An 18,117-nucleotide genomic window follows, 5' to 3' on the forward strand; every position below is an offset into this window, starting at 1 on the left:
TGGGATTGCCCATGCCAATCCCCGGCCCCGGCCCCGGCGCCGACTCGCCACGCTAGCACCCCGCTGCGCGGGGGCCCGCACGCTGCTCGCGCCGCCGCCTCCACTTCTACACCCTCAACCAGGCCGAACCGACGCTGCGCCTGTGGAAGAATCTGGGATTGCCCATGCCAATCCCCGGCCCCGGCCCCGGCGCCGACTCGCCACGCTAGCACCCCGCTGCGCGGGGGCCCGCACGCTGCTCGCGCCGCCGCCGATCGACTAGCGCGCGAGGCCCGCGAACCATCCCCAGGCGTCGTGGCGGCGCGCGACCGAGACGATGAACAGGAACACCGCCAGCGCGGCGACGAACGCGGCGGCCCGCGCGCGGCGCGTGCGTCCGCGCTTGAGCGCGATCGAGCCGAGCGCGATGTAGAGCGGCAGCGCCAGCACCTTGACCGTGAGCCAGGCGTGCACGAACGGGTACTGGCGGATCGTCCAGGCCAGCGCGGCCGCGCTGACCAGCAGAACCGTGTCGATGAGGTGCGGCAGCCAGCGCCACAGCCGCCAGCGCGCCGCCCGCGCCGCGCCGAGCACGAACACGCCGCGCAGCAGGAACAGACTGCCGCTGACGATCACGCAGCCGATGTGAATGCCACGCAGCGTGAGGTAATCCATGCGGTCTCCGCGGACGGATGCGGCGATTGTCCGCTGTGCCGCGCGACGCTGCATTGACCGCGATGCCGGTGCGCTGCAGGCTACGCCGCGCATGAGCCCATCGTCCCTGCTCCACTTCCTCGACTTCGCCGGCGTCGCCGTGTTCGCCGTGTCCGGCGCGCTCGCCGCCGGGCGCAAGTCGCTGGACCTGCTCGGCGTCGTCGTCATCGCCATCGTCACCTCGATCGGCGGCGGCACGCTGCGCGACCTGCTGCTGGACCGCACCGCGTTCTGGATCGCCGATCCGCGCTATCTGGTCACGATCATCGGCGCGGCGCTGTTCACGGTCGTCTATGTGCGCTTCCGCCGCCCGCCGGACAAGGCCCTGCAGTACGCCGACGCGCTGGGCCTGGCGCTGTTCTCGATCGCCGGGGCGCAGATCGCCGAATCCAGCGGCCTGGGCGGCCTGATCGCCGTCGTGATGGGCACGATCACCGGCGTGTTCGGCGGCGTGCTGCGCGACGTGCTGTGCGCGGAGATCCCGATGATCCTGCGTAAGGGCAACATCTACGCCACCGCGGCGATCGCCGGCGCGTCGCTGTACGTGGTGCTGCAGGATGCCGGGCTGGCGCGACCGTGGGCAGCGGCGGCCGGCATGGCCACGATCGCCGGCCTGCGCATCGCCGCGATCGCGTGGAACCTGACGCTGCCGGTGTTCACGCTGAGCGAACGCCGGTGAGCGTCCCGGAGCTGCACGCACCGCCACGCCGGCGCGCGCGGGCGCGCCGGCGGCCCGCACTGCTGGCGTGGCTCCTGCGCGGCGCCGGCGGCGCGCTCGCGCTGGTCGTCACCACGGTGCTCGTCCTGCGCTGGCTGCCGCCGCCGACCACGGCCTTCATGCTGCAGAGTCCGGTACGGCCGGTCCACCATACCTGGGTGCCGGCAGAACGCATCTCGCGCCACCTGCAGCGCGCCGTGGTCGCATCGGAGGACCAGAAGTTCTACGTGCACCGCGGCTTCGATCTGGACGCGATCGAGGAGGCCGCGCAGCGCAACCGCCGCGGCGCGCGCCGGCGCGGTGCCTCGACGATCAGCCAGCAGACCGCGAAGAACCTGTTCCTGTGGCCCGGCGGCGGTTACTTCCGCAAGGGGCTGGAAGCCGGGCTGACGGTGCTGATCGAGGCGCTGTGGCCCAAGGCGCGCATCCTCGAGATGTATCTGAACATCGCCGAGTTCGGGCCCGGCATCTACGGTGCCGAGGCGGCGGCGCAGCGGCTGTTCGGCAAGCCGGCGGCGCGCCTGAGCGCCGAGGAGGCGGCGCGGCTGGCCGCGGTGCTGCCGAGCCCGCGGCGCTGGAACGCGCGCGATCCCGGCCCCTATGTGCGCGAGCGCAGCGCCTGGATCCTGCGCCAGATGGGCTACCGTGACGACACGGCCGCGGTGCCGGAACCCGCCGCCGACCCGGCGTCCGCGGACGGCGACGGCGGCAGTGCCGATTCCTCGGACAATGCGTCTTACCCGACCCCATCCGGAACTTGAAGAACCTGAGCTAACTTGCAGAGATGGAAAGAAAACCGCCCCGTTGCCCACATCGTCTGTGGATAAGCGTGTGGACAGCCGGTGCCTCGCGGCCCGGAAATGCCCGCCGCGACGTGCTTTGTGCGCTCCGGAGCATTTCTGTCCATCCGACCATTGTCTATATGAATCAATCGCTTACGGATTTCTTGCGGAATTCTTTCGGAAAAATGTCGCAATTCCGCGGGCTGCGCCGGCGTTGCGCCGGCATTGTGCATAAGGAACGGCGGCGGAACCCGCGGATGCGGCCCCGTCCAGCGCGCGGCCGCGCCGCGCCGCGCGCCTGACGGGGACGCGATGGACACCGCCCCGCAGATCCCGGTGGTGCTGTGCCTGTCCGGCCACGACCCGACCGGCGGCGCCGGCCTGCAGGCCGACGTCGAGGCCGTCGCCGCGCAGGGCGCGCACGCGCTGGGCGTGATCACCGCGCTGACGGTGCAGGACACGGTCGATGTGCGCCGCGTCGTGCCGGTCGCGGTGGCGCAGATGGCCGAACAGCTCGACGTGCTGCTGGCAGACTGCCGCATCGACGCGATCAAGATCGGCCTGGTCGGCGACGCCGCTCAAGTCGCGCTCATCCGCACCGCCATCGAACGCTGTGCGGTGCCGGCGGTGCTCGACCCGGTGCTGCGCGCCGGCGGCGGCAGCCGCCTCGCCGGCGACGCGACCACGCAGGCGCTGCTCGACGAGCTGCTGCCACGGGTCACGGTGGCGACACCCAACGCCGCCGAGGCGCGGCGGCTCGCGCCGGGCCACTCCGATCTCGACGCCTGCGCCGCCGAACTGCTGTCCCGCGGCTGCCGCAACCTGCTGGTCACCGGCGGCGACGAACCCACCGCCGACGTCGTCAACAGCTGGCATCGGCCCGGTGCGGCCCCACAGCGGTTCGTCTGGCCGCGCCGGCCGGGCGGCTTTCACGGCGCCGGCTGCACGCTCGCCGCCGCGCTCGCCGCGCGCCTGGCGCACGGTGAAGCCCTCGCCCGCGCGTTGCGGCACGCACAGGCTTACGTGCAGGCCAGTCTCGACCACCCGCTGCGCATCGGCCGCGGGCGCGCGATCCCCCGCCGCAGCGGCCACGCATGAGCGCGGGCGAATCCCGGCTGCGCGGGCTGTACGCGATCACCTCGCAGGCGGTCGTCACCGAGCCGGGGCGCCTGCTCGGCGCGGTCGCGGCGGCGCTGCGCGGCGGCGTGCGCCTGCTGCAGTACCGCGACAAGTGGAATCCGGCGGCGGTGCGTGAACGGCACGTGCGGCGCCTGCTGCCCCTGTGCCGCGCGCATGGCGTGCCGCTGATCGTCAACGACGATGCCGAGCTGGCGCGGGCCACCGGCGCCGATGGCGTGCACCTGGGCGCGGCCGACGCCGCGCTGGACGAGGCGCGGCGCCTGCTCGGTCGGCGCGCGCTGATCGGCGCAACCTGCGGCAACTCCCTGCAACGCGCACGCGCGGCGGTCGCCGCCGGGGCCGATTACGTCGCCTTCGGCCGCTTCTTCCCGTCCACGACCAAGCCCGACGCACCGCCGGCCGAACTGGCGACGCTGCGCGCAGCGCGCGCCGAACTGGACGTGCCGCTGTGCGCGATCGGCGGCGTCTCGCCGGACCATGTGCCGCTGCTGATCGAAGCCGGCGCCGACCTGGTCGCGGCGATCGCCGGCGTGTTCGACGCAGCGGACGTCGAAACCGCGGCGCGCGCCTACGCAAAATGCTTCACCTGACTGGAAACCGGAAAGCGGAAACCGGAAACTGCGCAGCCATGAACCGATCCGAAGAACTGTTCGCCCGCGCGCAGCAAAGCATCCCGGGCGGCCGCGGGCGCGCTCGCGCGCCCGCCAAGCCAAGCTCCGTTGTTGACGCCGCCCCGCGCAGAGGCCACCGATGAGCGATCGTTCGGAGGCCCTGTTCGTCCGTGCGCAGCAAAGCATCCCGGGCGGCGTCAATTCGCCGGTGCGCGCGTTCCGCGCGGTCGGCGGCACGCCGCGCTTCATCGCCTCGGCGGCCGGCGCGTGGCTGACCGATGCCGACGGCCGGCGCTATGTCGATTACGTCGGCTCCTGGGGTCCGATGATCCTCGGGCACCAGCATCCGGCGGTGAGCGCGGCGCTGCACGCGCAGCTCGACGTCGGCGTGTCCTACGGCGCGCCGACCGAGCTGGAGATCGAGATGGCCGAGCTGCTGTGCGCGCGCGTACCGGGCATGGACATGGTGCGCATGTGCAACAGCGGCACCGAGGCGACGATGTCGGCGCTGCGCCTGGCGCGCGGCCACACCGGACGCGACTACATCCTGAAATTCGAGGGCTGCTACCACGGCCACGGCGACGCGCTGCTGGTCAAGGCCGGGTCCGGCCTGCTGACCTTCGGCGTGCCGACCTCGCCCGGCGTGCCCGCGGATCTGGCCAAGTACACGCTGACCGCGCAGTTCAATGATCTCGACTCGGTCGAGTCCCTGTTCGCCGCACATGCAGACGGCATCGCCGCAGTGATCGTCGAGCCGGTCGCCGGCAACATGAACTGCGTGCCGCCGGCGCCGGGCTTCCTCGAAGGCCTGCGCGCGCTGTGCGACCGTCACGGCAGCGTGCTGATCTTCGACGAGGTGATGACCGGCTTCCGCGTCGGCCCGCGCGGCGCCTCGGCGCTGTACGGCATCACGCCGGACCTGACCACGCTGGGCAAGATCATCGGCGGCGGCCTGCCGGTCGGTGCCTTCGGCGGCCGCCGCGCGATCATGTCCCGGCTCGCGCCGATCGGACCCGTGTACCAGGCCGGCACGCTGTCCGGCAATCCGCTGGCGATGGCCGCGGGCCTGGCGCTGCTGCGCCAGCTCGACGACGCCGCGCTCTACGCGCGGCTGGCCGAGCGCACCGCGCAATTGCTGCGCGGGCTGGAAGCGGCGGCGGCGCAGGCCGGCGTGCCGTTCGCGACGACGCAGGTCGGCAGCATGTTCGGACTGTACTTCACGCAGCACGGCGTGCCGCGCGGCTTCGCCGACGTCACGCGCTGCGACGTCGAGTCCTTCAAGCGTTTCTTCCACGCGATGCTCGACCGCGGCGTGTACCTCGCGCCGTCGGCCTACGAGGCCGGCTTCGTCTCGGCGGCGCACGCGGAAGCCGAGATCGGGCACACGCTGGCCGCCGCACGGGAAGCTTTCGCCGCGATCGCATGATCGCCGCGCTGCAGCAGTCGCTCGACTGGATCCACCAGCACCCGCACTGGGCGCTGATCCTGCTGTTCGTCGCCGCGTTTCTCGACTCGCTGTTCATCATCGGCGCCTTCGTGCCGGCGGGCGTCGCGCTGTTCGCGGCCGGCGCGCTGGTCGCGCTCGGTTCCCTGGAGCTGTGGCAGGCGGTCGTCACCTCGGCCGCGGCGGCGGTGATCGGCGACAGCCTGTCGTTCTGGCTCGGCCGCCGCTACGGCGAGCGCCTGTTCCGCGGCCCGCTGATGCGACGCTACCCGGAGATCCTGCTCAATGGCCGCCGCTTCTTCGAGCGGCACGGCGCGTTCAGCGTCGCGCTCGCGCGCTTTCTCGGGCCGATGCGCGCGATCGTGCCGTCGCTGGCCGGCGCCGCCGGCCTCGGGATCCCGGCCTTCATCACCGCCGACGTGATCTCGGCCTGCGCCTGGGCCTTCCTGTTCGTGATCCCGGGCGTGGCGTTCGGCGCCTCGCTCGGACTCGCGGCCGAAGTGGCGGGCCGCCTGGCGATCCTGCTGCTGGTGCTGCTGCTGGCGGTGACGCTGACCGTGTGGCTCAGCGCGGCTGCGATCCGCGGCACGCAGCGTCACGCCGAAGCCTGGATCGGCCGCCTGCTCGACTGGAGCCGCCGCCATCGCCGGCTCGGCAAGTTCGGCGCGGCGCTGGCCGATCCGGCGCAGCCGGAGACGCCGGTGCTGGCATTCCTCGCGGTCGTGCTGCTGGTCGTCAGCGGGCTCGGCCTGTGGCTGGCCGCCGGCAGCGGGCTGCGCAGCCATCCGTGGACGGTGGATGCCGCGGTGTTCCAGTCGCTGCGCGATCTGCACAGCCCGTGGGGGCTGGCGCTGGCCCATCGCCTGCTGCAGTTGGGCACGGTGACGGTGTACGCGCCGGTCGCGGTGACGACCTTCGTCTGCCTGATCGCGCTGCGCGCCCCGCGCGCGGCGGCGCACTGGGTCGCCGCCATCGGCCTCGCCGCGCTGCTGACCGGCGGGCTGCGGCTGATCCCGACGCTGCCGCCACCCCATGCCTACTTCGACGCGCTGCCGATGCTCGCACCGACGGCGCGCGACCTGGTGCTGACCACGGCGATCTACGCCTTTCTGCCGGTGCTGCTGGCCACCGGCCGCAGTGTCCGCCAGCGCCGCGCGCTGTACGGCACCGCCGTGGTGGTGCTGATGCTGGTGCTGCTGGCGCGGCTGTATGTCGGCGCGCAGTGGTTCAGCGTGGAACTGCTGTCGGTCGTGGTCGGCAGCGTCTGGGCCGGCCTGCTCGGCCTGGGCTACCGCCGCCACCGGCCGGACCGGCTGCCGACGCGGCGCGTCGTCCTGCCGGTCGCTGCCGCCTTCCTGGCCGGCACGGCATGGGTCTGGTCGAGTCCGCCGCCGATCGTCCATCTGGCCAGCGCGGAGCAGATCGTGTCGCGCAGCGCGTGGCTCGACCGCGCCTGGCAGCAGCTGCCGCGTTACCGCGTCGATTTCGCCGGGCGCATCCAGCAGCCGCTGAACCTGCAGTGGGCCGGTGACCTCGACGGCATCGCCGAACGCCTGAGCGCGGCCGGCTGGACGATGCCGCCAGCGCTGGGCGGCAGCACGGCCCTGCGCTGGCTGACGCGCGAGGGCCCGGTCGCGGAGCTGCCGATCCTGCCGCAGCTGCACGCCGGCCGCCATCCGGCGCTGAGCATGCGCCGCGTGCTCGACGACACGCACGAGGACATTCTGCGTCTGTGGCCGTCCGGCCTGCGCCTGGGCAGCGGCGAGCCGGTGTGGATCGGCACCCTCACGCGCGTCGCGCCGCGCAGCCTGTACACGGTGCTGCGCTATCCGGTGGGCACCATCGACCCACCCGTCGGCGAACTGCTCGCCGGCCTGAGCGGCGTCGCTGTCCAGGCGCGCGGCGAAGTGTGGCTGTTATCCTTGGCGCCCCCGGCCGCAGCGGATGCTCCGGCCCCCTGACTCCTCCCGCAATGTCCGACCGTCCGCCCGACCAGGGCTTCATCGCCAAGCTGCGCGCGCGCCTGAACAAGGGCGATTCCTGGCTGACGCGCGACATCGGCACGTTCTTCAGCAACGACAAGCTCAGCGAGGACGCGCTCGACGAGATCGAGACGCGGCTGCTGACCGCCGACGCCGGGCTGGAAGCCACCGAGTGGCTGATGAACCGGCTGCGCGCCGAGATGAACGCCGGCCGCGTGAAGAATCCGCAGCAGCTGCGCGCGGCGCTGAAGAAGGCGCTGGTCGAACTGCTCGCGCCGGTGTCCCGGCCGCTGCAGATCCCCGACTTCATCCGCCCGTACATCCTGTTCGTCGCCGGGGTCAACGGCGTCGGCAAGACCACCACCATCGGCAAGCTCGCGCTGCGCCTGAAGAAAGAGGGCAAGAGCGTGCTGCTCGCCGCCGGCGACACCTTCCGCGCCGCCGCGGTCGAACAGCTCAAGACCTGGTCGGAACGCGCCGGCGTGCCGATCCTGGCGCAGGGCGAAGGCGCGGATTCGGCCAGCGTGATCTTCGACGCGGTGCAGTCGGCCAAGTCGCGCGGCATCGATGTCGTCATCGCCGACACCGCCGGCCGTCTGCACACGCAGGCGCACCTGATGGACGAACTGCGCAAGATCAAGCGCGTCGTGCAGAAGCATGATCCCTACGCGCCGCACGAGGTGCTGCTGGTGGTCGATGCCACCACCGGCGGCAACGCGCTGGTGCAGGCCCTGCAGTTCCACGAGGCGATCGGCCTGACCGGCATCGCCATCACCAAGTTGGACGGCACCGCCAAGGGCGGTATCCTGCTGGCCATCGCGCGTCGCATGGCCCTGCCCGTGCGCTTCATCGGCATCGGTGAGGCGGTGGAGGACCTGCAGCCCTTCGACGCCGAGGCATACGCAGAGGCCTTGATCGGGGAATGACCGACCTCATCCGTTTCGACCGCGTCGGCTACCGCTATCCGGGCGGCAACGACGTGCTCGCCGATGTCAGCTTCGCGGTCGGTCAGGGCGAAATGTGCTACATCACCGGCCCCAGCGGCGCCGGCAAGACCACGCTGCTGCGGCTGATCGCCTCGCTGTGCCGCGCCCACCGCGGCCAGCTCGTCGTCATGGGCCAGAACCTGTCGGCACTCAAGGCACGCCAGATCCCGGCCTTCCGCCAGCGCATCGGCATGGTGTTCCAGAACTTCAACCTGCTCAACGACCGCACGGTGTTCGACAACGTCGCGCTGCCGCTGGTGATCCGCGGCTACGCCTACGACGACATCGGCCGGCGCGTGCGCGCGGCGCTCGACTCGGTCGGCCTGCTCGGCAAGGAGCGGGTCATGCCGCTGACGCTGTCGGGCGGCGAGCAGCAGCGCGTCGGCATCGCCCGCGCGATCGTCACCAAGCCGGCGCTGATCCTCGCCGACGAACCGACCGGCAATCTCGACCCGGAGATGGCGTTGGAAGTCATGCGCGGCTTCGCGCGATTCAACGACGCCGGCGTGACCGTGCTGATCGCCACGCATGCGATCGACCTGATCGAGGCCCTGCCGCGCCGCATCATCCACCTGGAACACGGACACATCACCGACAAGCGGCCCACCGCCGCGTCACGGCTGCGCGAGGAGGTTCTTGCCGATGGCCTTCGTTGAAGCCGGGCTGGACCGGCCGCGCTGGTTGTCGCGCTGGTCCAAGGAACACCTGCGCGTGCTGCTGTTCTCGCTGGGCAAGATCGCGCGCGCACCACTCGCCGCCGGCCTGACGGCGCTGGTGATCGGCATCGCGCTGGCGCTGCCGGCGGGCCTGTTCGTCGCGGTGCGCAATCTTTCGACCATCGGCTATTCGTGGCAGGAGTCGCTGCAGGTCTCGCTGTTCCTCAAGGACAGTGTCTCGCCCGAACGCGGCCTGGCGCTGGCGCGCGAGATCGGCGCCGAGAAGGACGTCGCCCGCGCCGGCTACATCTCGCGCGAGCAGTCGCTGGCCGAGTTCCGGCAGCTGTCCGGCTTCGGCGAGGCGCTCGACCTGCTGCAGGACAATCCGCTGCCCGCGGTGATCGCCGTGACCCCACAGCGCGAGCTGGGCAAGGATCGCGTCGCGGCGCTGGCGGCCAGGCTGTCGGCCCTCCCCGAGGTCGAACTGGCCAAGCTCGACCAGCAGTGGCTGGAGCGGCTCTACGCGATCCTCGCCATCGCCGAACGTGCCGTCGGCATCGTCGCGCTGCTGCTGGGCCTGGCCGTGATGGTCATCATCGGCAACACCATCCGCCTCGACATCGAGGCGCGGCGCGAGGAGATCGAGGTGATGAAGCTGATCGGCGCGCCCGGCAGCTTCGTGCGCCGCCCGTTCCTGTACAGCGGCTTCTGGTTCGGGCTCGGCGGGGGCGTGCTCGCCTGGATCCTGGTGGGCATCGCCACCTCGATGCTGGATGCGCCCAGCGCCGAGCTGGCGGCCCTGTACGGCAGCAGCTTCCGCATCGCCGGGCTGGGCATCGGCGACGGCCTGTCGCTGATCGCCGCAGGCATCGTGCTCGGCTGGGCCGGAGCCTTCGTCACCGTGACCCGCCGCCTGGCCCAGATCGAGCCGCGCTAAGGGTGCGGGCGCGGTAGTTGTTTATATCTACACGGATTTTCAGCGAGTTGACGCAGATCAGCGGAACTTCCGGCCGGCCTTAGCACTCTATTCCCGCGAGTGCTAAGATTCGACGCATGGGAGATACTTCGATGACCGACGCGACTGCCCTGGTTCTGCGCCCCACGGCCCCGCTGGTACCGCTCGCCGGCAACCTCGATGCCTATATCGCGCACGTCAATCAGATCCCGGCGCTCGACGCCGACGCCGAGAAGCGCCTGGCCGAGAAACTGCGCGACGACGGCGATCTGGCCGCCGCTCAGCAGCTGGTGCTGTCGAACCTGCGTCACGTCGTGCACATTGCCCGCGGCTATCTGGGCTACGGGCTGCCATTCGCCGACCTGATCCAGGAAGGCAACATCGGCCTGATGAAGGCGGTCAAGCGCTTCGACCCGACGGTCGGCGTGCGCCTGATCTCGTTCGCGGTGCACTGGATCAAGGCCGAGATCCACGAGTACGTGCTGAAGAATTGGCGCATCGTCAAGATCGCCACGACCAAGGCGCAGCGCAAGCTGTTCTTCAACCTGCGCTCGGCCAAGCGCGAGCTCGGCTGGCTCAACCGCGAGCAGGCCGAGGCGATCGCCGCGGACCTGAACGTGAAGCCGGAAGACGTGCTGCAGATGGAGCAGCGCATGGGCGGCGGCGACGTGTCGTTCAGCGCGACACCGGCCGATGGCGAGGACAGCTACGTGCCCGAGGATTACCTGGCCGACGGCGGCGACGCCATCGCCGACCTCGAGCAGCTCGAATGGCAGGAGGAGCGCGAGACCAAGATGCGCGCCGCGCTCGCCAGCCTCGACGACCGCGCCCGCACCATCCTGATGCGGCGCTGGCTGACCGACGGCGAGAAGGCCGGCCTGCAGGAACTGGCCGACGAGTACGGCGTCTCGGCCGAGCGCATCCGCCAGATCGAGGCGGCGGCGATGAAGAAGCTGCGCAAGGCGATCGAGGCGTAATGCGCGTCCTGCGCAAGCCGGGGCCGTCCTTGGCCCCGACTCTCAAGACAATCACACCGTAGCCCGGACGCAGCCGGGGGGCAGCGCGTTGCCGGGTCCGGGCGACGAACGACTAAGCTCGCAGCAACACTGCGAGGTAGTGGTCCACGAGCAGCAGCGTGAAGATGCCCATCAGGTACACGATCGAATAGCCGAAGGTCTTCATCGGCAGGCCCGGGGCCGGCCACCACTTCAGGCGCACGGCGTAGTACAGGAAGATGCCGCCCAGGACCAGGGCGCCGGACAGGTACGGCAGGCCGGACATGCCGGTGGCGTAAGGCAGCACGGTCACGGCGACCAGCAGAATCGTGTACAGCAGCACCTGCGTGCGCGTGAAGTCGATGCCATGCGTCACCGGCAGCATCGGGATGTCGGCCTTGGCGTAGTCGTCGCGGCGGTCGATCGCCAGCGCCCAGAAATGCGGCGGAGTCCACACGAAGATGATCGCGAACAGGATCAGCGCATGGGCATGCACCTCGCCGGTCACGGCCGCCCAGCCGAGCACCGGCGGTGCGGCCCCGGCGGCGCCACCGATGACGATGTTCTGCGGCGTCGCGCGCTTCAGGTAGAGCGTGTAGATACCGGCATAGCCGATCAGCGTGAACTGGGTCAGCAGCGCGGTCAGCGGATTGACGAACAGCCACAGCACGGCAAAGCCGACCAGGCCGATCAGCGTGGCGAAGGCGATCGATTCGGTCATCGTCAGGCGCCCGGTGACCAGCGGTCGGCCGCAGGTGCGTGCCATGCGCGCGTCGATGTTGCGATCGATGATCTGGTTGACCGCGGCGGCGGACGCTGCCTGCAGCGCGATGCCGAGCGTGCCCCACAGCGCCGGGCCGGGGGGCGGCAGGCCCGGCACCGCGAGGAACATGCCGACGATCGCGGTGAACACGATCAGCATCACGACGCGCGGCTTGCACAGCTCGTAGTACTCGTGCAGCCGCGCCCGCGGGCTCAGCGGCTTGGTGCTGTCGATCGCCAGTGCCATGTCAGCGTCGTGTCCAGGCGGCATGATTGAGCGCCACCAGCACGGCGAGCAGCAGTGCGGCGCCGGCATTGTGGGCGTCGGCCAGCCACAGCGGGAACTGCAGCAGGACGACGCCGATGCCGATGCCGATCTGCAGCGCGACCGCCCCGAGCACGGCCAGTCCGTAGCGTCGCCAGCCCGGCGAACCGCCGCGCCGGACCAGGAACAGCGCCAGCAGGCTCAGGACGGTGGCGACGACCAGCGCACCGACACGGTGTACGTAGTGGATCGTCACGCGCGCGCGCGCATCGAGGATGCCGTATTCGTAGTTGATGCCCAGGCCGTGCCAGAGCGTGAACGCGGTGCGCAGATCGGTCTGCGGCAGGTAGCTGCCGTGGCAGGTCGGGAAGTCCGGGCAGGCCAGCGCCGCGTAGTTGGTGCTGGTCCAGCCGCCGAGGAAGATTTGCACGGCCACCAGCAGCAGCGCCAGCGCCGCGAACGGGCGCAAGCCGGCCGGCGGCGGATCGGACACGTCCTCCGCAACCGCGGTGACCTCGCGCTGCAGTTCGAAGGCCAGATGGCGCTCGCTGCGGTATTCGCGTTCACGCGTGTGCACTTGCACCGCCAGCGGGCGCGGGCGCGTCGCCAGGAACATCCACAACAGCAGCGACATCGTCGTCATGCCACCGAGCAGATGGCCGGTCACGACCAGCGGCTTGAGCTGCCAGGTGACGGTCCACATGCCGAGGATGCCCTGGAAGATCACCAGCGCGACCAGCACCCACGGCAGCACCCGCGGCGCGCCGGCCGCGCGCAGGCGCAGCGACATCGCGGCCAGCACCACGATCAGCAGCCCCAGCGTCGAGGCGAGATAGCGGTGGATCATCTCCTTCCACGCCTTGGGTGCCTCGACCGGCCGCTGCGGATAGCGCTGCTCGGCGCGCGCGATCTCGTGTTCCGCGTCGGGTACGGTCAGATGACCGTAGCAGCCGGGCCAGTCCGGGCAGCCCAGGCCGGCGTCCGACAGCCGCACGTAGGCGCCGAAGACAATGACACCGAAACACAGCAGCAGTGTCAGCAGATTGAGACGACGGAACCAGACCATGGCGTGGACATCGTGCAGCGGACGAAAGAAAGCGGAGACGGCCGGGTGCAGTCTCCGCGGGCGCGTATTTTATCCGACATCCGGCGGCCATCCCGGGCGCGACGGCGGCGCCCCACGCACGCGCCGGCTCACCCGATCTGCGAGATCCGCAGCAGTTTCTTGATGTCGCCGAGGATGCCTTTGGATTCCGCGCCGGCCGGATAGACCATCAGCCAGTTGCCGAGCGGATCGACCAGGTACAGCGCCTGCGGATCGGTGCCGCCGAAGAAGCGGCGATACGCGGCGTCCGGCGTGTCGGCGAAGTAGTGCAGGTCGGGGTGCTCGGCCTGCAGTTGCGCGCGCACCGCGGCCAGCTCGGCGGCATCGGCGCCGAGGTAAACCCGCTGCACGCGCAGGCGCTTCTCGTTGAGCAGCGTGCGCACCTGCCGGATCTGGTGGAGCCTGGCGGCGCAGGCCGCAGCGCAGGCGCCACTGCCGAGATACACGAAACTCCACTTGCCGCGCAGCGCCCCGGGACCGGCATCGGCACCACGCTCATCGCGCAGGCTGGCCTGCGGCAGCGGGCGCGCGGGCTCGACGAGCTGGCCGTAGTTGGTGTGCCCGCGGGGCACCCAGTCGGGGAAGACGAAATACAGCAGCACCGCGGCGAGCAGTGGCGCGAAAAACAGGGCGGCCAGCAGCAGGAACTGCTGCCGGCCGCGCACGCGGACCTCGTTCATTCGGGCGATCGGAAACTGAACTTGACGAAGATGCCCAGGATCAGCAGGGCGAATACGAACCATTGTCCGGCGTAGGCGTAGTGCTTGCTCGGCGACATCTCCGGGCCGGCGGCCCAGTCACGTGCAAAGCCGCCGGGCAGACCCGGATCCAGCAGCAGGATGCCGTCCGGCACGAAGTTGCCGTACAGGCAGCGCAGCTCCTCGACCGTCGGATACTGCACGATGCGCGGCCAGGGACCGCCGGCGCAGTTATCGACGTCCAGGCGCATGCCCGGCCTCGGCAGGGGTTTCCAGTAGCCCTCGACGCGCATCTCGCCGGTCGGCGCCGGCAGGGCCGGCAGCTTGGAGCGGTCGCCGTCGGCCGGGATCCAGCCGCGATCGACCAGCACGGTGCCGCCGTCGGGGAGGCGCAGCGGCGTCCAGACGTGATAGCCCGGCACGCGGTTGCGGCTCTGGTTGTCGAGCAGGAGCTGCATGTCCGCGTCGAAGCGGCCGACGGCCCAACCGCGCTGCACCGCATCGGGATCCGCCCAGGCGCCCGAGGTGACCTGCCGCGGCGGCATCGTGTCCGCGGTGCGGTAATGCTCGATCAGCGCCGCCTTGGCCAGGCCGCGCTGCAACTGCCAGATGCCGAGCCCCACCGTCGTGCCCACACCGACCAGCACCAGCACGACCGCCCACCAGGCCGGCCTGAAACGCTTCTTCGCCATCGTGTCCCCCTGTCGGTCTATGTCGCTCCGCAAGGCGATATGATGCCCGCATTTTCAGCCCTTGCGCCGCCTGCATGCTCGTCAAGTTCATCATCGTCGGACTGCTGATCGCCATCGTCGCCTCGCTGATGACCAGCATGGTGTTCCTGGTGCGCGACGACAGCCAGCGTCGGCGCACCCTCACCGGCTTGAAGATCCGCGTCGCCCTGTCGATCACGCTGCTGCTGTTCGTGCTGCTGTCCTGGCAGCAGGGCTGGATCCATCCGCACGCGCTGCTGCCGCGCGCCGCGCCGACCACGCCTGCCCACTGAAACCAAAAAGCGGGCGCCCCTTGAGGTCGCCCGCCCTGTTGTCCCGATGGAGAGCCCGGGCCACGGCTGGCCCGGGCTTGCGCCGGACGCGCGCTACAACCAGTACACGACGATGAACAGCCCGATCCAGACCACGTCCACGAAGTGCCAGTACCAGGCCACGCCTTCGAAGCCGAAGTGCGAATCCGGCTTGAAATGGCCGGCCATCAGACGCAGCGTGATGACCAGCAGCATGATCGTGCCCAGCGTCACGTGCATGCCGTGGAAGCCGGTCAGCATGAAGAAGGTCGAGCCGTAGATGCCGGAGTGCAGCGTCAGGTTCAGCTCGTGGTAGGCGTGGATGTACTCCGCAGCCTGGAAATAGAGGAACGAGGCACCGAGCGCGACCGTGGCCCACATCCAGAGGATGCACGCAGTGCGCTTGCCGGCCTTCAGCGCGTGGTGCGCCATCGTGATCGTGAAGCCCGAGGTCAGCAGGATGATGGTGTTGAGCAGCGGGACGTCGAAAGCCGGAATCGTCTGGAACTCACCGCCGAGGTTGGCGGGACCGTTGGACGGCCACACCGCCTCGAAACCGGGCCACAGGGTCACGTGCGTGGCCAGCTTCGCCCCTTCGCCGCCCAGCCACGGCAGCGACAGGCTGCGCGCGTAGAACAGCGCACCGAAGAACGCGCCGAAGAACATCACTTCGGAAAAGATGAACCAGGACATGCCCCAGCGGTAGGTGCGATCGACCTGCGCGCTGTACTGGCCGGTCTCGCTCTCGCGCGCGACACCCTGGAACCAGCGGAAGATGATGTACACGGACAGGCCGACGCCCAGCCAGATCGGCACCGGGCCCACGTGCGAGTGCTCCAGGTAGCCGGCGACGCCGATCACCAGCGCGGCCAGGCCGACCGTCAGCATGAACGGCCAGGCGCTCGGCGCCGGGACGAAGTAGCGTTGCGAATCGTGAGCGGCGGGGCTCCCCATGTTCAGCTCCTAAGGTTCTCTCAATTCTGCTTCATGGCGACGTCGGTGACGTCGAAGAACGTGTACAGCATCGTCACCCGGTCAACGTGCCTGGGCAACTCGGGATCCAGCATGAACACCACCGGCATCGTCTTCTGCTCGCCCGCCGTGAACGGCTGGTTGTTGAAGCAGAAGCATTCGGTCTTCTTCAGATGCTTGGCGGCTTCCCACGGCGTGACCTGCGGCACCGCCTGCGCGACGATGGCGTGGTCCTCGGTGTTGGTCACCGAGAAGTTCACCGTGTACAGCTGGCCCGGATGCACCTCGATGCTCGGCTGCTCGGCGTGGAACTTCCACGGCCGCCCGCCGTTGACCGTGGTCAGAAACTCCACGGTCACGGTACGGTCCAGATCCGGCATCGCGGCGGCCTGGGCGGCACGCATCTCGACCTTGCCGTTGAGTCCGATCGCGTCGCACAGCATGTTGTAGAGCGGCACCAGCGCGAAGCCGAAACCGAACATGCCGGCGGTCACCGCCAGCAGGCGCAGCGAGTGGCGACGGCGCGCGGCGACGCTCACTTGTGCGTCACCGACCAGACGAACCAGCCGAGGATCGCCAGCGCGAGGCCGACATGCACGGCGAACAGCAGCAGGTTGCGCGTGCGGCGCCGCTGTTCATCCGTTGCCATCGTCAGTCCCCTCGCCACGGACTCAGGCCAGCTTGTGGTGATCGAGCGCGTCCGACTCGTCGTGGACCGCGGTCAGCTCGGCGTCGGCGATCTGCGGCGGATCCTCGAAGGTGTGGTACGGCGCTGGTGACGGCACGGTCCACTCCAGGCCGTGCGCGCCTTCCCAGACGCGGTCCGGCAGGCCCTGCTTGCGGCCGAACCAGCCGAAGCAGCTCGCCAGCATGTTGAAGATGAAGATGAACTGGCTGACGAAGAAGCCGAACGCGCCGATCGACGACATCACGTTCCAGTCGGTGAACTGCACCGCGTAGTCCGGCACGCGCCGCTGCATGCCGGCGAGGCCGGCGAAGTGCTGCGGGAAGAACGTCAGGTTGATGAAGATCGCCGACAGCCAGAAGTGCGTCTTGCCCCAGAACTCGTTGTACATGCGGCCGGTCCACTTCGGGATCCAGTAGTACACGGCGGCGATGATCGAGAACACCGCGCCCGGCACCAGCACGTAGTGGAAGTGCGCAACGACGAAGTAGGTGTCGTGGTACTGGAAGTCCACCGGCGTGATCGCCAGCATCAGGCCGGAGAAGCCGCCGATCGTGAACAGGAACACGAAGCCGAGCGCGAACAGCATCGGCGTCTCGAAGGTCATCGAACCCTTCCACATCGTCGCGACCCAGTTGAACACCTTCACGCCGGTCGGCACGGCGATCAGCATCGTCGCGAACATGAAGAACAGCTCGCCGGCCAGCGGCATGCCGACGGTGAACATGTGGTGCGCCCAGACGATGAAGCTCAGGAACGCGATCGAGGCGGTGGCATAGACCATCGAGTCGTAGCCGAACAGGGCCTTGCGCGCGAAGGTCGGGATGATCGTGCTGACGATGCCGAACGCCGGCAGGATCATGATGTAGACCTCGGGGTGACCGAAGAACCAGAAGATGTGCTGGAACATCACCGGGTCGCCGCCACCGGAAGCGGTGAAGAACGAGGTGCCGAAGTACTTGTCGGTCAGCAGCATCGTCACCGCGCCGGCGAGCACCGGCATCACCGCGATCAGCAGGTAGGCGGTGATCAGCCAGGTCCACACGAACAGCGGCATCTTCAGCAGCGTCATACCCGGCGCACGCATGTTCAGGATCGTGACCACGACGTTGATCGCGCCGGTGATCGACGAGATACCCATCAGGTGCACCGCGAAGATCAGGAACGGGAAGGCGTTGCCGGTCTGCAGCACCAGCGGCGGATACATGGTCCAGCCGCCGGCCGGCGCGCCGCCGTCCATGAACAGCGTCGACAGCAGCAGGCTGAACGCGAACGGCAGGATCCAGAAGCCCCAGTTGTTGACGCGCGGCAGCGCCAGGTCGGAGCAGCCGATCATCATCGGCACCATCCAGTTCGCCAGGCCGACGAAGGCCGGCATGACACCGCCGAAGATCATCACCAGCGCGTGCATCGTCGTCATCTGGTTGAAGAACTCCGGATCGACGAACTGCAGGCCCGGGTGGAACAGCTCGGCGCGGATCACCAGCGACATCAGGCCGCCGATGAAGAACATCGTGAACGCGAAGAACAGATAGAGCGTGCCCAGATCCTTGTGATTGGTCGTCTTGATCCAGCGCATGATCCCCTTGTCGGGACCATGGTGGTCGTCGTGGGTGTGATCGGCGTGCGTGTCGTGTTGAGCCATGG

General features: G+C 69.6%; 19 protein-coding genes. 11 read left to right on the forward strand and 8 right to left on the reverse strand.

What is annotated here, in order from left to right; translation table 11 throughout:
- Positions 1-258: 258 nt before the first annotated feature.
- A complete protein-coding gene (locus tag AAG565_RS03370; protein WP_348818140.1) occupies positions 259-654 on the reverse strand; it encodes a SirB2 family protein in 396 nt (131 codons plus the stop codon).
- Between the two features lie 91 nt (positions 655-745).
- On the opposite strand from AAG565_RS03370, the gene AAG565_RS03375 reads away from it, so the two are divergent.
- The 10 genes from AAG565_RS03375 (at position 746) to rpoH (ending at position 10,944) form a co-directional block, all read left to right on the forward strand.
- Positions 746-1,372 (forward strand): trimeric intracellular cation channel family protein, encoded by a 627-nt coding sequence (locus AAG565_RS03375; protein WP_348818141.1) that lies wholly within the window; start codon positions 746-748, stop codon positions 1,370-1,372.
- A complete protein-coding gene (gene mtgA, locus AAG565_RS03380) occupies positions 1,369-2,172 on the forward strand; it encodes a monofunctional biosynthetic peptidoglycan transglycosylase (RefSeq protein ID WP_348818142.1) in 804 nt (267 codons plus the stop codon). Before AAG565_RS03375 ends, mtgA begins: the two co-directional genes overlap by 4 nt.
- Before the next feature lie 333 nt (positions 2,173-2,505).
- Positions 2,506-3,291 carry a hydroxymethylpyrimidine/phosphomethylpyrimidine kinase gene (locus AAG565_RS03385; RefSeq protein ID WP_348818143.1) on the forward strand — a complete coding sequence of 262 codons (786 nt, stop codon included), beginning with the start codon at positions 2,506-2,508 and terminating at the stop codon, positions 3,289-3,291.
- On the forward strand, positions 3,288-3,923 hold the full coding sequence (gene thiE, locus AAG565_RS03390) for a thiamine phosphate synthase (protein WP_348818144.1): 636 nt from the start codon (positions 3,288-3,290) through the stop codon (positions 3,921-3,923). The genes AAG565_RS03385 and thiE overlap by 4 nt, the downstream gene beginning before the upstream one ends.
- Positions 3,924-4,083: 160 nt before the next feature.
- Positions 4,084-5,370 (forward strand): glutamate-1-semialdehyde 2,1-aminomutase, encoded by a 1,287-nt coding sequence (gene hemL / locus AAG565_RS03395; protein ID WP_348818145.1) that lies wholly within the window; start codon positions 4,084-4,086, stop codon positions 5,368-5,370.
- Positions 5,367-7,349: a VTT domain-containing protein gene (locus tag AAG565_RS03400; protein WP_348818146.1), complete on the forward strand. Its 1,983-nt coding sequence runs from the start codon at positions 5,367-5,369 to the stop codon at positions 7,347-7,349. The genes hemL and AAG565_RS03400 overlap by 4 nt, the downstream gene beginning before the upstream one ends.
- A gap of 11 nt (positions 7,350-7,360) precedes the next feature.
- The gene (gene ftsY, locus AAG565_RS03405; protein ID WP_348818147.1) at positions 7,361-8,296 is read left to right on the forward strand and encodes a signal recognition particle-docking protein FtsY; all 936 of its coding nucleotides are present in this window, start codon (positions 7,361-7,363) and stop codon (positions 8,294-8,296) included.
- Positions 8,293-9,012, forward strand: a complete 720-nt coding sequence (ftsE, locus tag AAG565_RS03410; RefSeq protein ID WP_348818148.1) for a cell division ATP-binding protein FtsE — start codon at positions 8,293-8,295, stop codon at positions 9,010-9,012. The genes ftsY and ftsE overlap by 4 nt, the downstream gene beginning before the upstream one ends.
- Positions 8,999-9,949 (forward strand): permease-like cell division protein FtsX, encoded by a 951-nt coding sequence (ftsX, locus tag AAG565_RS03415; protein ID WP_348818149.1) that lies wholly within the window; start codon positions 8,999-9,001, stop codon positions 9,947-9,949. The genes ftsE and ftsX overlap by 14 nt, the downstream gene beginning before the upstream one ends.
- Before the next feature lie 131 nt (positions 9,950-10,080).
- Entirely contained in the window at positions 10,081-10,944 is an 864-nt protein-coding gene (rpoH, locus tag AAG565_RS03420; RefSeq protein ID WP_348818150.1) for an RNA polymerase sigma factor RpoH, read from the forward strand.
- Between the two features lie 112 nt (positions 10,945-11,056).
- Here rpoH and cyoE read toward each other — a convergent pair whose 3' ends face one another.
- The 4 genes from cyoE to AAG565_RS03440 form a co-directional block, all read right to left on the reverse strand.
- Complete coding sequence (gene cyoE / locus AAG565_RS03425) at positions 11,057-11,971, reverse strand: heme o synthase (RefSeq protein ID WP_348818151.1); 915 nt, start codon at positions 11,969-11,971, stop codon at positions 11,057-11,059.
- A gap of 1 nt (position 11,972) precedes the next feature.
- Positions 11,973-13,055, reverse strand: coding sequence for a COX15/CtaA family protein (locus AAG565_RS03430; RefSeq protein WP_348818152.1), 1,083 nt, complete (start codon positions 13,053-13,055; stop codon positions 11,973-11,975).
- Positions 13,056-13,183: 128 nt separating this feature from the next.
- Positions 13,184-13,774, reverse strand: a complete 591-nt coding sequence (locus AAG565_RS03435; protein WP_348818153.1) for an SCO family protein — start codon at positions 13,772-13,774, stop codon at positions 13,184-13,186.
- A complete protein-coding gene (locus AAG565_RS03440) occupies positions 13,771-14,484 on the reverse strand; it encodes an SURF1 family protein (protein ID WP_348818154.1) in 714 nt (237 codons plus the stop codon). The genes AAG565_RS03435 and AAG565_RS03440 overlap by 4 nt, the downstream gene beginning before the upstream one ends.
- A 74-nt stretch (positions 14,485-14,558) precedes the next feature.
- Between AAG565_RS03440 and AAG565_RS03445 the strand changes: the two genes are divergently transcribed.
- Positions 14,559-14,795 (forward strand): DUF2909 domain-containing protein, encoded by a 237-nt coding sequence (locus tag AAG565_RS03445; RefSeq protein WP_348818155.1) that lies wholly within the window; start codon positions 14,559-14,561, stop codon positions 14,793-14,795.
- Between the two features lie 93 nt (positions 14,796-14,888).
- On the opposite strand, the gene AAG565_RS03450 is transcribed toward AAG565_RS03445, so the two are convergent.
- The 3 genes from AAG565_RS03450 to ctaD form a co-directional block, all read right to left on the reverse strand.
- Positions 14,889-15,767 (reverse strand): cytochrome c oxidase subunit 3, encoded by an 879-nt coding sequence (locus AAG565_RS03450; protein ID WP_348818156.1) that lies wholly within the window; start codon positions 15,765-15,767, stop codon positions 14,889-14,891.
- Between the two features lie 20 nt (positions 15,768-15,787).
- Entirely contained in the window at positions 15,788-16,324 is a 537-nt protein-coding gene (locus AAG565_RS03455) for a cytochrome c oxidase assembly protein (RefSeq protein WP_348818157.1), read from the reverse strand.
- A gap of 132 nt (positions 16,325-16,456) precedes the next feature.
- A complete protein-coding gene (ctaD, locus tag AAG565_RS03460) occupies positions 16,457-18,115 on the reverse strand; it encodes a cytochrome c oxidase subunit I (protein WP_348818158.1) in 1,659 nt (552 codons plus the stop codon).
- Positions 18,116-18,117 lie beyond the last annotated feature (2 nt).

Source organism: Fontimonas sp. SYSU GA230001 (assembly GCF_040066175.1).
GTDB lineage: Bacteria > Pseudomonadota > Gammaproteobacteria > Nevskiales > Nevskiaceae > Solimonas.